The sequence below is a fragment of the Kitasatospora sp. NPDC058478 genome (genome assembly GCF_042720345.1).
GTDB lineage: Bacteria > Actinomycetota > Actinomycetes > Streptomycetales > Streptomycetaceae > Kitasatospora.
The window spans coordinates 14,312-27,943 of sequence record NZ_JBHXML010000012.1 but is presented as its reverse complement, the minus strand read 5'-3'; the positions used below and the strand labels follow the sequence as shown (position 1 = coordinate 27,943).

At 69.2% G+C, this 13,632-nt stretch carries 15 protein-coding genes and 1 pseudogene; 13 read left to right on the top strand and 3 right to left on the bottom strand.

Going from position 1 to position 13,632, the window contains the following annotated elements:
* Positions 1-47: 47 nt before the first annotated feature.
* The 13 genes and pseudogenes from ACFWPT_RS09185 (at position 48) to ACFWPT_RS09125 (ending at position 11,397) form a co-directional block, all read left to right on the top strand.
* A complete protein-coding gene (locus ACFWPT_RS09185) occupies positions 48-1,043 on the top strand; it encodes an NAD-dependent epimerase/dehydratase family protein (RefSeq protein WP_380480724.1) in 996 nt (331 codons plus the stop codon).
* Positions 1,044-1,076: 33 nt separating this feature from the next.
* Complete coding sequence (locus ACFWPT_RS09180; RefSeq protein WP_380369690.1) at positions 1,077-2,045, top strand: thymidylate synthase; 969 nt, start codon at positions 1,077-1,079, stop codon at positions 2,043-2,045.
* Between the two features lie 6 nt (positions 2,046-2,051).
* Entirely contained in the window at positions 2,052-3,770 is a 1,719-nt protein-coding gene (locus tag ACFWPT_RS09175; RefSeq protein ID WP_380369693.1) for a carbamoyltransferase, read from the top strand.
* The gene (locus ACFWPT_RS09170) at positions 3,767-4,822 is read left to right on the top strand and encodes a hypothetical protein (protein WP_380480722.1); all 1,056 of its coding nucleotides are present in this window, start codon (positions 3,767-3,769) and stop codon (positions 4,820-4,822) included. The genes ACFWPT_RS09175 and ACFWPT_RS09170 overlap by 4 nt, the downstream gene beginning before the upstream one ends.
* Complete coding sequence (locus ACFWPT_RS09165) at positions 4,819-5,664, top strand: radical SAM protein (protein WP_380369697.1); 846 nt, start codon at positions 4,819-4,821, stop codon at positions 5,662-5,664. Before ACFWPT_RS09170 ends, ACFWPT_RS09165 begins: the two co-directional genes overlap by 4 nt.
* A gap of 104 nt (positions 5,665-5,768) precedes the next feature.
* Entirely contained in the window at positions 5,769-6,278 is a 510-nt protein-coding gene (locus tag ACFWPT_RS09160) for a topology modulation protein (RefSeq protein WP_380480720.1), read from the top strand.
* A gap of 37 nt (positions 6,279-6,315) precedes the next feature.
* Positions 6,316-7,116 carry a class I SAM-dependent methyltransferase gene (locus ACFWPT_RS09155; RefSeq protein ID WP_380369702.1) on the top strand — a complete coding sequence of 267 codons (801 nt, stop codon included), beginning with the start codon at positions 6,316-6,318 and terminating at the stop codon, positions 7,114-7,116.
* A complete protein-coding gene (locus ACFWPT_RS09150) occupies positions 7,113-7,892 on the top strand; it encodes a phosphotransferase (RefSeq protein WP_380480718.1) in 780 nt (259 codons plus the stop codon). Before ACFWPT_RS09155 ends, ACFWPT_RS09150 begins: the two co-directional genes overlap by 4 nt.
* Entirely contained in the window at positions 7,889-8,365 is a 477-nt protein-coding gene (locus ACFWPT_RS09145; protein ID WP_380379427.1) for an NUDIX domain-containing protein, read from the top strand. Before ACFWPT_RS09150 ends, ACFWPT_RS09145 begins: the two co-directional genes overlap by 4 nt.
* Before the next feature lie 372 nt (positions 8,366-8,737).
* Positions 8,738-10,186: a hypothetical protein gene (locus ACFWPT_RS09140; RefSeq protein ID WP_380379424.1), complete on the top strand. Its 1,449-nt coding sequence runs from the start codon at positions 8,738-8,740 to the stop codon at positions 10,184-10,186.
* Entirely contained in the window at positions 10,186-10,581 is a 396-nt protein-coding gene (locus ACFWPT_RS09135) for a hypothetical protein (protein WP_380480716.1), read from the top strand. The genes ACFWPT_RS09140 and ACFWPT_RS09135 overlap by 1 nt, the downstream gene beginning before the upstream one ends.
* A gap of 108 nt (positions 10,582-10,689) precedes the next feature.
* Positions 10,690-10,884: pseudogene (locus ACFWPT_RS09130) on the top strand (HNH endonuclease); the annotation flags it as partial.
* A 279-nt stretch (positions 10,885-11,163) separates the two neighbouring features.
* Entirely contained in the window at positions 11,164-11,397 is a 234-nt protein-coding gene (locus ACFWPT_RS09125) for a hypothetical protein (RefSeq protein WP_380480785.1), read from the top strand.
* A 39-nt stretch (positions 11,398-11,436) separates the two neighbouring features.
* Here ACFWPT_RS09125 and ACFWPT_RS09120 read toward each other — a convergent pair whose 3' ends face one another.
* The 3 genes from ACFWPT_RS09120 to ACFWPT_RS09110 form a co-directional block, all read right to left on the bottom strand.
* Positions 11,437-12,057 (bottom strand): hypothetical protein, encoded by a 621-nt coding sequence (locus ACFWPT_RS09120; RefSeq protein ID WP_380379416.1) that lies wholly within the window; start codon positions 12,055-12,057, stop codon positions 11,437-11,439.
* 19 nt (positions 12,058-12,076) lie between these two features.
* A complete protein-coding gene (locus tag ACFWPT_RS09115) occupies positions 12,077-12,310 on the bottom strand; it encodes a hypothetical protein (protein WP_380379413.1) in 234 nt (77 codons plus the stop codon).
* A 212-nt stretch (positions 12,311-12,522) separates the two neighbouring features.
* Positions 12,523-13,548 carry a hypothetical protein gene (locus tag ACFWPT_RS09110; RefSeq protein ID WP_380379410.1) on the bottom strand — a complete coding sequence of 342 codons (1,026 nt, stop codon included), beginning with the start codon at positions 13,546-13,548 and terminating at the stop codon, positions 12,523-12,525.
* Positions 13,549-13,632: the final 84 nt, after the last annotated feature.

Genomic DNA, 13,632 nt, shown 5'->3' with positions numbered 1-13,632 from the left:
TTCGGTCCGTCATCCCGTCTCAACTCATCTCCCACCGGGGGACCTTCATGCAGCACACCCTGACGCACCCCCGCACCACCCTGACCAGGGTGGTCGTCACCGGTGCGGCCGGATTCATCGGCTCGCACCTGGTCGACGCCCTCCTCGCCGACGGGACAACCGTCATCGGCGTGGACCGCCGCGACCCGCGCACCGACGCGGACGCGGCGGCCAACCTCACCGGAGCCCTCGACCACCCCGGCTTCACCTTCGTCGCCGCCGACTTGAGGACCTCCCCGCTCCAGGCCCTCTTCTTGCAGGCCGACGCGGTCTTCCACCTCGCCGCCCTGCCGGGTGTGCGCGGCTCCTGGGGCGAGCGGTTCGCCGAGTACACCGCCAGCAACGTCTTCGCCACCGAACGCGTGCTGGCCGCCTGTGAGGACGTCCGCGTTCCCCGGCTGGTGTATGCCTCCTCGTCCAGCGTCTACGGGACCACCGGAGGTGGCGCCACCGGCGAAGAGCGCACGCCGAGCCCCGAGTCCCCGTACGCGGTCAGCAAGCTCGCCGGTGAACAGCTGTGCCTGGCCCACGCGGGCAAGCCCACGTCCACGGTCACCGCAGTGGCGCTTCGGCTGTTCACCGTCTACGGGCCCCGTCAGCGCGGCGACATGCTGATCGGCCGCGCGCTGGCGGCAGCGCTCGGAGGTCCGGCGCTGGACCTCTACGGGGACGGCCGTCAGAGCCGCGACTTCACCTACGTCGGCGACGTGGTCTCCGCGGCCGTCGCCGCCGCGACCACCGCGATCGGCACGACCGTCCTCAACATCGGAGCCGGTGTCAGCACCAGCGTGCTGGAGGTGCTGGACGCCGTCGAGGAACTGAGCGGGCACCCGGTCCCGATCAACCAGCGGCCCGCCCAGGCCGGCGACGTGGAAACCACCCTCGCCGACCACTCCCGGGCGGCCGACCTCCTGGGCTGGACCCCCGGCACGGACCTCCGGCGGGGCATCTTCCGCCAGCTCACCCACCTGACCGCCGACTCCCCGCAGCCCGTCCGCGCCTGAACCACCTCGCCCCACCGTCCCACCGGAGGAATCGTGTTCGTCACCACCGCGGACAGCGCGAACGTGCTGTTCACCCGCGCCAGCAAAGCCATCCTCACCCAGGGTCGCAACGTCGCGCCGCGCGGCATGGCCACCGCCGAACTCATGGGCGCCTACCTCAAGCTGAGCGACCCGACGGCCCGGATGGTCCACCTCAGCCCGCACCGCGTGCTCAACCCCGCCTTCGCCGCCGCCGAGACCGTCTGGATCCTCTCCGGCTCCAGCGACGACTGGATCCACGACTTCAACAGCCGCCTGGCCGCGCTCACCGACCACGGAGCCCTCCAGGGTGCCTACGGCCCGCGCCTGCGGCGCTGGCACGGGCGGCTGGACCAGCTCGACTACGTCCGGCGGCAGTTGACCCGCGACAGCGAGAGCCGCCGCGCCGTCGTCCAGATCTTCGACCCGGGCCGCGACACCGCCGGCCACAAGGACGTCCCCTGCACCCTCGGCTACCGCTTCTACCTGCGCGAGGGCCGCCTGGAGATGCACACCAGCATGCGGAGCCAGGACGTGTGGCTCGGCCTTCCGTACGACCTGATCACCACGACCGTCCTGCACGAGCTGATGGCCGGCTGGCTCGGTGCCGAGGTCGGCGACTACCACCACCACATCGACTCCCTGCACCTGTACGCCCAGCACCAGGACACCGCCTGGCACCTGGCCCCGGACGCGCCCGCCTCGCCCGCGTGGCAGCCGCTCGGCATCCCGTGGGAGGACTTCGACCTGGTGATGAAGCAGGTCACGATGGGCGAAGCGGTCGGCCACCCGGTCTGGGACGGCTTCGCCGCCGTCCTGGCCAGCTACCGGCTATGGAAGGCCGGGCACCGCGACGAGGCCCGCGCCACCGCCGCCGAGGTGCCGGGGCCGCTGCCCGAGGCCCTCGCCACCTGGTACGACCAGCGTGAGCACCAGGTGCCGCTCGCCGCGATGCCCACCCCGGCGATCCCGGCGAAGAGGTGACCGACGATGACCACCCGCCGAAACACCGTGCTGGGCCTGTGCTCCTACACCCACGACTCGGCCGCCGCCCTGCTCATTGATGGCCAACTCACCGGGTTCGTCGAGGAGGAGCGGCTCAGCGCCGTCAAGCACGACAAGAGCTACCCGGCCAAGGCCATCGACTGGCTCCTCGACGAGGCGGGCCTGACCCGCGCCGACATCGGCGCCGTCGCCTACAACTTCACGCCGCAGAACTACCTGCGGGCCATCCCCGCCGCGCTCGCCCACGCCGTACGGCCCAGTACCGCGGCACGCGCCCTGCCGAGGGCCCGGTCGTTCGCCCAGGTCGCCGCCAACACCCGCCAGCGTCTGACCTGGCTGGCCGGCAACTTCCCGAACGCCACCGTGCGGCCTGTCCTGCACCACCGCGCCCACGGCCTCTACGCCTTCGCCGCGTCCGGCTACGAGGAGGCCGCCGTCCTGGTGGTCGACAGTCTCGGCGAGGTCCAGGCCACCACCATCGGCCACGCACGGCAGAGCGCGCGCGGCTGCGCGTACCGGATCGTCCACGCCCTCGACGACCCCGCCTCCCTCGGATACGTGTACGGCGCCGTTACCGAGCACCTCGGGTGGCGGCGCGGGGACGAGGAGGGCACCGTCATGGCCCTGGCCGCCCTCGGCGACCCGAAGCGCTTTCGGGCCCTGTTCGCCAAGGCCGTCCGGCTCACCACCAACGGCTTTGTGCTCGACCACCGGCTCATCGCCCTGCGGGTCATGGACCGCCGCTACCCCCGGCTCACCGCCGCCTTCACCGCCCTCACCTGCCCACCGCGCCGACCGGACGAGGAGATCGCCCAGGTCCACGCCGACCTCGCCGCCGCCCTCCAGGAACGCACCGAGCAGGTGATGCTGCACCTCGCGCGAATCGCCCGCGAGCGCACCGGCGCCCGGCTGCTGTGCGTGGGCGGCGGGGTCGCGATGAACTGCGTCAGCATCGGCAAGATCATCGCCAGCGGGCTGTTCGACGAGGTCGCCGTCCCGCCCGCCCCCGGGGACTCAGGCACCGCGATCGGCGCCGCAGCCGCCGTCCACCTCGACCGGCACGGCGACCTCCCCGCCGGGCTGGCCCGCGCCTGCTACCTCGGCCCGTCCTTCCCCGGCCTGGAGCTGCCCGCCGAGCCTCGGCCCGGAATGACCGCACGCCGCCTCGACGACGTGGCCGCCTTCGCAGCCCGCGAGCTGGCCGAGGGCGCGATCATCGGACTGTTCCAGGGCGGCGTGGAGGCCGGTCCCCGGGCGCTCGGGCACCGCTCGATCCTCGCCTCCCCGCTACGGCCCGGCGTCGCCGACCGGCTCAACTCCACCGTGAAGTTCCGCGAACCGTTCCGCCCGTTCGCCCCGGTCGTCCTGGCCGACAAGGCCGCCGACTACTTCACCCTCGGCCAGGAAGCGCCGTTCATGTCGATGGCCTCCCCGGTCACCGACCTGGCCCGCCAGACGATCCCGGCGATCGTCCACACCAACGGCACCGCGCGGGTACAGACCCTCACCCCCAGGGACAACCCGCTCCTCGCCGACATCCTGACCGCCTTCGCCGAACTCACCGGCGTGCCCGTGCTGATCAACACCTCCCTGAACATCAAGGGCAAGCCGATCTGCGGTACCCCGGAGATGGCGCTGGACTGCCTCGCCGAATCCGGCCTGGACGCGCTCCTCATCGAGGACTGGTGGGTGACCAAGGCATGAGGATCGGCTACAGCTGCTGGGGCTTCCTCGGCTCCGGCGTCACCGACACCCCCGACGGCGGACGCAGCCACCGCCGCACCCTGGTGGACGGCCTCATCGCCGCCGGCCACGAGATCGTCCTCCTCCAGGCCAACCGGGACCTGGTCGAGGCCGGCACCGACCTCACCGGCACCTACCGGTGGGACGACGGCCTGCCTGAGATCGACGCCCTGTTCCTGGAATGGCGCTGGTCCATCCCCGGCCGCAACACCACGGCGTGCGGCACCGACGGGCACACCTGCGACCTGCACCGGCAGCAGGAAATCCTCGACCACTACACCCACCGGCACGCCGTCCGCACGGTCCTGTGGGACAAGGACCTCAAGCTGCCCGTCGACGACCCGCTGCGGGCCGTCGGGCACGTCCAGGTGTGCGAGCCGGCCCTCCACCCGTCGCCCGGAGCCGTGAGCCTGCTTTTCCCGGTCGCCGACGACGCCCTCGACCAGGCGCATCCGGGTGCGCTCGCGGCCCACGGGCGCCTGCTGCCGCTGGTCTACGTCGGCAACCAGTACGACCGCGACGCCGCCTTCGACGAGTTCTTCGCCCCGGCTGCCGCCCAACTGCCGCATCGGGTGGCCGGGAAGTGGAACGGCACCACCCGCTGGCCGCAGGTGAACTTCACCGGCCGCATCCCCTTCGACGAGGTCGCCCCGCTCTACCGATCCGCGGTAGCCACCGTGCTCCTCGCGCCCGAGCGGTACGCGCGAAGCGGCCAGTTCACCCAGCGCCTCTTCGAGTCCGTCCTCGCCGGCTGTCTGCCGCTGGCCCCGCACACCCTGCGTGCCGCGGAACTGGTTGTGCCGCGCGAGCTGATCGTCACCGGTGCCGCCGGCGTTGTGGCCACCGTCACCGAGCTCGCCCGGATCGCGGGCAGTCAGGCCCACGTCGACCTGATCGCCCGCTGCATCGACCACCTCGACCCGTTCCGCCTCACCCGCCAGCTCCGCACCCTCACCGCCGCGCTGGCCGGCACCGCCATCCCGCCCCTGCTGATCGAAGGAGCCCGCGCATGACCCAGGCCACCGCACCCGTACTCCCCGGCATCCAGCGGGTCGAGAAGCTCTACCTGGAGCTGCTGTTCCGCTGCAACTTCTCCTGCACCACCTGCTACCACGGCGAGGACCTCAAGCGCCCCGACACCGTCACCGTCGACCAGGCCACCGCCGCCCTCACCTACTTCGCCGACCACTACGACACCCACTGGGTGTGCCTGCTCGGTGGCGAACCCCTCCTGTTCGAGGGCCTGCCCACCGTCCTGGCCTCCGCCAAGTCCCTCGGCTACCGCACCGAGATCTGCACCAACGGCTACAAGCGCCGGGCCTTCCTCACCCGGGCCGCCGAACACCTGGACATGCTCCGCGTCTCCCTGGACGGAGGCACCGCCGAGGCCCACGACCGCATCCGCCGCCCCGGCTCCTTCACCGCCGCCTTCGACACCCTCGCCTGGGCCCACGGCCGCAACCTCCCCATCGGCGCCACCTGCACGCTCACCGGCGAGAACATCACCACCATCCCCTCCCTCGCCGAGCGCCTGCGCGACCTCGGCGCCCGCGACCTGATGCTCCACCGCGTCCGCCTGGTCGGCAACGCCGCCGACAGCGGCATCACGCCCGTCACCTGGGAACAGACCCAGTACCTCCACGAACAGCTGACCGGCATGGACCTGGGCGACATGAAGGTCAACACCGACATCCTGCTGCCCGAGCGGTGCCCGCCGCCCAACGACGTCGTCGAGAAGCTGGAGATCTCGCCCGACGGGCGCGTCTACCTGTCGTGCGCCGAGGTCGCCGGCCCCGGCCGAGAGGTCCGCTACGACTTCGACCAGGCCGCCCTGGTCACCGTCGACGCCGCGTGACCAGCGCGAAGCGTCCCGGGCCGGGCGCCGGCCCGGGACGCGCCCCGCGCGGACCGAAGCGACCACTGTCCGGCCCGTCGCGCGGCTCGGTAGCCTGTAGCGACATGGACAGGATTGCCATCATCGGCTGCGGCGGCAGCGGCAAGACCACCCTCGGACGCCAGCTCGCCGAGAAGATCAACGCCCCCGTCACCCACCTCGACGGCGTCTACTACGACTCCGACTGGAACACCCTGCCGCCGGAGAAGTTCGCCGCCATCCAGGAGGAGCTGGTCGCCGAACCGCGCTGGGTGATCGACGGGAACTTCGCCTCCACCCTCCCCATCCGACTCAAGCGGGCCGACACCGTCGTCTTCCTCGACATCCCCCCGATCGTGTGCCTGTGGGGCATCCTCCAGCGCCGCCGCCGCTACCGCGGCGGCCAGCACACCGAGCAGGGCGTGTTCGACCGCATCCACTGGGGCTTCATCCGCTACATCCTCGGCTACCGGCGCCAGATGCGGCCCAAGGTCCGCGCGCTGATCGCCGAGCACGTCGGCCACGCCCGCGTCGTCACCCTCACCAGCCGCCGGGCCGCCCGCCGGTTCGTCGCCACCGTGCCCCGGCAGACATGACCTGACCCACTTCGTACCGGGAAGGCTCCACCTGTCCATGACCGCCAACCCGTTCCTCGACGCTGCCCGCGTCCGCCACGACCTGTACGCCGACGCGGGCCGCATCACCCAGCGCACCAGCGCCCTGGCCCGCGCCAAGACCGCAGGCCCCCACCCCGCCACCGTCATCGCCGACCTCGCTGCCAGCGGCCTGCGCGGCACCGTCCTCGACATCGGCTGCGGACGCGGCACCACCACCGTCGCCCTCGCCGAACGGCTCGCCCCGCCCCGTCTCATCGCCTTCGACCAGTCCGCCGCCCTCCTCGCCGAAGCCGAGAGCAGGCTCGCTGGACACACGGGCGTGGAGATCATGCGAGGCGACTTCCACGCCATCGTCCTGCCCAACTCCTCGGTGGCGGTGGCCACGGCCGCCTTCTGCCTCTACCACTCGCCCCGGCCCGCCGCGGTAATCGCGGAGATCGCCCGCTGCCTGGCCCCCGGCGGCCTGTCGATCACGGTCACCAAGTCCGCCGACAGCTACCGCGCCCTGGACGAGGTGATCGCCGCCAGCGGACTGGACCCCGAGGCCGCGAGCCGGCCGAGCCTGTACGAGACCTTCCACAGCCACAACCAGGCCGACATCGTCGCCACCTGCCTCGAGGTGCAGCAGGTCCTCCACCACGAACACCGCTTCCGCTTCACCGGCGCCGACCACATCGCCGCCTACGCGGCCACCAACCCCAAGTACCAACTCCCGCACGAACCGGCCGAGATCGCCCGACGGCTTCGGGGCACCGTCGGCGACGGGCCGCTGGAGACTACCTCCACCGTCACCTACGTCGTGGCCGTCCGCCGATGAGGACCTTCACCAAGACCTACACGGACCCCCAGCTCCAGCAGCGCACCCTGGCCCACTACCGGTGGATCGCCCGCACCAACCCCAACGTGCGCATCCCCCAGGTCCTCCAAGTCCGCTCCACGGCCATCGACTTCGAGCACCTCGAAGGCCGCCACGGCACCGCCGACGACCTGCTAACCCTGGCCGGCCTCCTCGGCCACCAGCACACCACCGCCCACACCCGAGACCTGCACGCCGCCCGTCTGGACACGCCCCACACCAGCGGCGACGTCACCCTCGCCGGCTTCGCCGACAGCCGTCGCGAACGCCTCCACCAGCTCCTGGCGACCGGCACCGTGCCGGGCTCGGCCCTGACCCGCGAGGCGATCGACGGCTGGCTGGAGCGGGCCGCCACGATGCCCGCCGCCTTCTACAAGGACGCCAACCCGCGCAACTTCCTCACCACCAACACCAGGGTCGCCGTCATCGACTTCGACTCCCTCACCCTCGCGCCCTTCGGCTACGACCTCGCCAAGATCGTCGTCACCACTGCCATGACCACCGGCCCACTGCCCGAGGCCACCATCCGCCAGGCCGTGGACACCTACAACCGTCACCCGCAGCACCGCGGCCTGCCCGGTTGCACCTGGGGCGAGTTCGCCGCGTGGTGCGAGTTCCACCACGTCCTCACCGCGCCCTACCTCGGTACCAACAACTACCGGTTCAGCTGGCACACCGTGAGGCCGACCTGGACCACCGATGCCCTCCGGCATTTCGACAAGGAGTGGACACCGTGACGCCCAACAGCGTGATGAACAGCCGGAACGCGGTCTGCGTGATCGTCCACGACAAGGACACCGACACGATCGCCGCCCTGCACTACGCCGCCCGCAACTGGTCCCCGCACCCGTCCTGGACCGTCCCCGGCGGCAAAGCCGAGCCCGGCGAACCCCTCGACGAGGCCGCAGCCCGCGAACTCAAGGAAGAGACCGGCCTGCTCGTCGACCCGGCCGACCTCGAACTCGTCCACGTCATCCACGTCGAACAGGGCTGGGACCAGGCCGGCCAGTTCGTCCTCTTCGTCTTCGCCACCGACAAGTGGACCGGCGACCTCACCAACACCGAACCCGACAAGCACCTCACCGCCCGCTGGGTTCCCTCCGGCCACCTCCCCGAACCGACCTTTCCCACGGCCACGCAAGCGCTCGCCGCTTACCGCGATGGCGGTCCCGCCTTCTCGCGCTACGGCTGGGAGGCAGCGATGCCATGACGTCAAGCCTGCAGGGCTCGTCGAGGGCTTCCTCGACGAGCCCTGCAGCGCGAGCACACACTGTTTTCTCGTTCGGCGGATACGCCCCGTTGCTGCTTGGTACGGTCATCCCGCAAGTTTTTCTGTGATCATCTGGCTTCGGGGGGTGACCGGGTGACGTTAGGGGGCTGGGCGGAAACAACCGCTTCTGCCAGGCGATTCGACGGGTCAGGGTCGGGGGAAGACAGCGACCATCTGAGCGATGGGCCAGGCGTCCCAGTTGGGTCGGCATCTACGCACACATTTGCTCCGGGGCTCTCGGAGGTGACCCGCAGGCTCTCGGCGATCGCTTATATGCGACCCGACCATCTGGCTGGTCTCTCTGCCCGCCTGGTGGCGAAGATCAGCGGAGGGCGAGGGAAGGGCTCCGGCGCAGCCTCTTCGGCTGGCGGCGAGGAGCAGGGGGAACCGAAGGTACTGGTCGGCGAGGAGTACGTCAGCTGGGTCCGTCGGCGCATTGCGAGCGGTCGCCCACTACCGTCGTTCGGTTACGACGAGTCCCTGGTACTGGGCCACTGTCTTCGCGCGCAGCGCCTCCGCTACTTGAGACGGCCCTTGATCGCGCTTCTGGCGGTCCCCGGCATCGCCGTCGGTCTGCTGCGGTTGGTGTCGCCGGAGTGGGCCATCGGACTTGCCGTCACGGGCATGTGGCTGGCCTTCTACCTGGACCGACTCGCAGCCCAGCAGTTGCTCTACCGGATGCGGCCATCGGAGTTCATGGCCGGCCGCCACTCCCGGCCTGCCGGAACGGCACACTTCCTGGAGAGGCGATTCCAGTCATGGGCTCTGCCCTACACCCGGGAGTGGCGAGGCAAGAGCGCTCCGAAGGAACACTTCATCGGGGCCGGCCGCTTGATCTGGTCCACCGCATCGATCGGCATCGATGTGGAGCCGGCTCCGAGACGTCCACCCGAGGAGCCTGAGCAGAGCGAGGAAGCATCGTCACCCCGTATCCCGGTACAGATGGAGAAACTGGCCGAATCGGGCCCACAGGACACCGCTACCTCCTTCAGGAACTTCACGGTGGAGGAGCTCTACGCCTTCGTGGCCGGTCGCCTTATCGACCCCGCTCCGTCCCACGCCCCTGGGCACCCGTTCGCCAACATCGAGGTGCTGGGCGTTGCCGCCGTCTCGGCCAACCGGTGGGGCCAGCTCGACGACCCGACCTGGCAGAGCATGGAGTCTCTCGCCGCCGGGCACCCTGACGGCGGGCCTGGACCGTATATCGCTCGCCGCTATCTGTGGGCGCGCATCGTCTCGTGGGGCGGTGAGATGGCTGCCTCGATCCTGGTCAACTTCGCCTACGAGAGTGGTTTCCTCCGGGTCACCGTCCGCCCACATCTCATGCCACCGCTCAACAGCGCACTCGCGGCGTCGGCGAGCCCACTCTCCCCGGCGTCGTGGCGCTGGCAGCGGACCGCGTGGCTCCAGGCCCTGGGTGACCTGCTGGGTGCAGCGAACCGTCTCATCTCCACACGTGTCGCGCCGCCGAAGCCTTCGCTGGATCAGGGTGGCCCTGTGAGCCTCCGTGAGACGTACTCGACTCGGTACATCGACGAGATGCACATGTACGAGGACGCCCGCCGTTACGTGCAGATGGTGCAGAGCAGGGTCTTCGACACGGTCGAGGCGTTCCTCGGAAACCATCAGATCGACACCCGGTCCTACCAAGCGCAGGCCACGGCCATCTACAACTTCGGCGTCATGGCCGGCGGCGACATCACCGGCAACATCCAGAACGCACCCGGTGCCGCCGGCACCTTCCAGAGCCAGGAGGCATGATGCCTTTCCGCCGCGAGCCCCGCCCGAACCCGTCTCCCGCCCATGGCGGCATCAGTGCCGGGGGCAACATCACGGGCAACATCCAGAATGCGCCGGGCGCACAGAACACCACGCAGAGCCAGCACGTGGCCGCCTCTGCCGATGAGGCACTCGAAGAAGCACGGCGGCACCTGCAGCAGCTGCGTGAGGCCGTCGAACAGCACTCTGTACAGCTGGCACAGCCGCAAGCTTGCCTCGAAGAGATCTCGGCCGTCGAGCAACGCCTTCACCGAGCCGGAGAGGACCCTGTCGGACTACGCGTCCTCATGAACTCGGTGTACCAGCACTGCGGTGGCGTTCCGGGCCTGGTCGCCATCGCGGCCTTGGCGCAGCAGACGATCGCCTCGCTGGCCTGAACCACAGCGGTGGGCCTGCGCCATCCCCGCGGGCGGAGCACTGGCGAGTTCACAGCCAGCGGAACGCCAAGAGGGCGTCGTGTCAGAGCAGTTGAGTAAGCTCGCCGTATGCCTGCCGGACGTCACGCTGTACCGCGCGAACTGCAGCGCGCCCTCCTGGTCGAAGCGGGGCATCGATGCGCGATTCCTACTTGTCGAGCGACCCCCGTAGAAATGGCTCACATAGTTCCATGGTCAGAGATCCGTACACACGAGTTCAGCAACATGATCATACTTTGCCCGAACTGCCATACTCGTTACGATCAAGGCCACATTGATCGGCTTGCGATGCGGCAGTACAAGGCCGGCCTTCGGGGATCCGCAGACCGAGTTCACTTACTCGACGCCTATCGTAATTTCCAAGCGGCGATTGACTGCTGGACGGAGTCCATAGCCGATCCACGCTGGGATGACGTCCGCTCCGACACACCTGCACTGCGATGCACCCTCATCACCAGGTGCGGCCACGATGGTGGACGGGCACAACGATCGCTGGACAGCCTCACCCGGGTCGCTGCCGAAGAGGCTTCGGGGGAGGCAAAGATGCTCTACGGATGGGTTAAGTCGTGGGCCGACGATGTGGCCGACGGTCTTTGGCCGAGCACCCACCCTGGCGCGACCGAACACGATCCGTACGACCGCGGCGAGATCGAGTATGCACTTCACCGCGCGATCTGCATTGAGCTCGGACTTGAGGTGGGCGCGCTTCCCCTATTCGTCGATGCGACGAATGACGGCTTATCTATCCAGATTGGAGGTACCGGAAAGATCTACTGAGCCCATTGCGACCTGGCTGCCTCGGCCCAGGCGGATGCGTTAACCCCACAGGCGCTTCCACCACGGAAGCAGATCACGCAGGTGGATACGGACGGCATCGAGGTAGGCGGTCTCGTACTGAGCGAGTTCACTGAGGTCGATGACGGTCAGCGGGATGTTCATCTGTGCATCGGCTGTGATGGCTGGTGCTTCCCAAGCTTCGTGCATGGCCGTGCCGGCAGTCCGGCGGAGGTGTTGTATGAGGTCCTTGTAGGCCTCGCCGACGGGAGGCGACTCAAGACCGGTCCAAGCAAGGTGGTAAGCGAGTTGGGCCTGGGTCTCACGGAGGATCTCCGAAAGGCGGACCCGCTCCTCTGCGGCTTGGTCGACGTGTCGACGACGGATCGCGTAGGGCATCTCCCTGTAGGCGGTGTATGCGACAAAGGCTTCTGCGAAAGCCGTTCGCAGGCGGATGCGCTCCTCTTCTCGGGAGCGGCTTCGGGCGAGCCACAGATTGATGGTTGCGGTGAGAGCGGCTGCGAGGACGACCCCGGAAACTACCGCAGATGTCAGCACCCCGCCCCCAGTCGTTGCGGGTCCGGGGGCTGGGAACGGAACAGATGGTGTCGTGGTCACCGTGATTAGGGCGGGAGAGGGCAGCGCCGGGGTTGGCGAGGTCATGCCGCCCCTCCTGGTTCGACTACACGCTGGGCTCGAGCATGCGGTGCGGGGCTTCCTGCCCCGGCCACTCACCAGTTCGACGCCACCACTCCTCTTTGAGCAAGTGCGCCGCGATCAGGCCGAGCAGGACCGCTGGTCCGTCGCGGAGCAGCCACCGCTGCTCCGCCGGGTCGTACGGGTACCAGATGCAGAGGGCGCCGTCGTTGTACCGGTGCGGCGACTCGCTCGGTCCGTCACTGTAGATGTGCGGCACTTGGGAAGGGTAGTGACCAAACGCAATGGTGATGGTCTGTCGGGGAATGTCCGGCAGGTCGAAGGGCACTGCAAGGGCGAAACCGCCACGGTACCGATGCGGGGGCTTTACGGCTCTGGTAGTCACGCCACAGGTTTCGATACCACGCTGGAAGGCGAAGCGAAGCGCCGGCCTGGTGAACCAGGCCGGCTCTTGCCACGCCGTTCGCCGGCTCACCGGCCCTCAGGTAGGACGCCGAACGAACGGACGGCGGGGATGGCTGCGGGAAGGCCACCGAGCCCAAGGGTTGCGGTGGAGAGAGGGCCTGGCCGCCGCAGCTCACTGATCTTCAGAGCGAGGCTGCTGGGAGACGGATCGTCGATGTACTTGTAGAAGGCCTTGGAGAGGGCGGAGAGTACAGCGTCGCGATCATCGTCGTGGTCGATTGCCTCCTGCAGGGCAGTAGCCGCCGTACGCAGCCTGCGAGAGGCGGTGTCGCGCGGGACAAGCAGCCGAACGTTCGGTGATACCCCCGCGGGGTCGACCGTGGCGCTGCCAGAGTCGACCCGGCGGGCCGCCTTCGCGAGGACCGTGCTCAGCGCGACAACCATGCCCATCCCGGGCTCGATGAACTCGCAGGCCCAGACAGTCAGGTTGTGGGAGGAGAAGCCGGGGACGGAGTACTGCTTGTTCCACGCCTTCAGCAGACGCACGACCCGGCGTCGGGTGCGCTGGAGGGAGGCGCCTCCCGAGGTGAACAACTTGACGTGATGCTCGGGGTCGGAGGCCTCCCATGTGTTGTTCTTGAGGTTTGGAATCCACAGCCCCGGCGCATCCTTGCGGGTCAGCGCGACGACCAGGTCCACGGTGGGGTCCTGCCCGTCCACCGACTGACCGAACGTCAGCTTTGGCCCGCGCTTGGAGGTCCCGCACCGGGCATTGGGATACACCTCGCGAACTGCGGGGCCCAACAGTCCGCAGAGCTTGGCCGAGATGTCGGCAGGGGTCTCGCCACCCCCGTCAGGCCCGAGTCCCGGGTAAACGCGGCGATCGAGGACGAGTCCGCCGTCTCCGTCGCCGACCGGGTGGATGAAGGTGTGCTGCGCCAGTGATCCACTGGCGTAGGTCCGCAAGGAGCCGGGGAACTCCTCGGCCGTGGAGCGGACCAGGGCCAGCCGCTCTCGGGCCGCCGCGAGCGGCTCGGCGTGGGCGTCGATCTGAGAGCGAATGTCGTCCAGGATGTCTTGGGTGCGTCCCATCAGTTTCTCGATTCTCACTACTGGGCGTCAGAGCCCCGGCTTCAGACCCGCCACAGCAGGCCGAACAGCCTTGTAGCTGCTCAC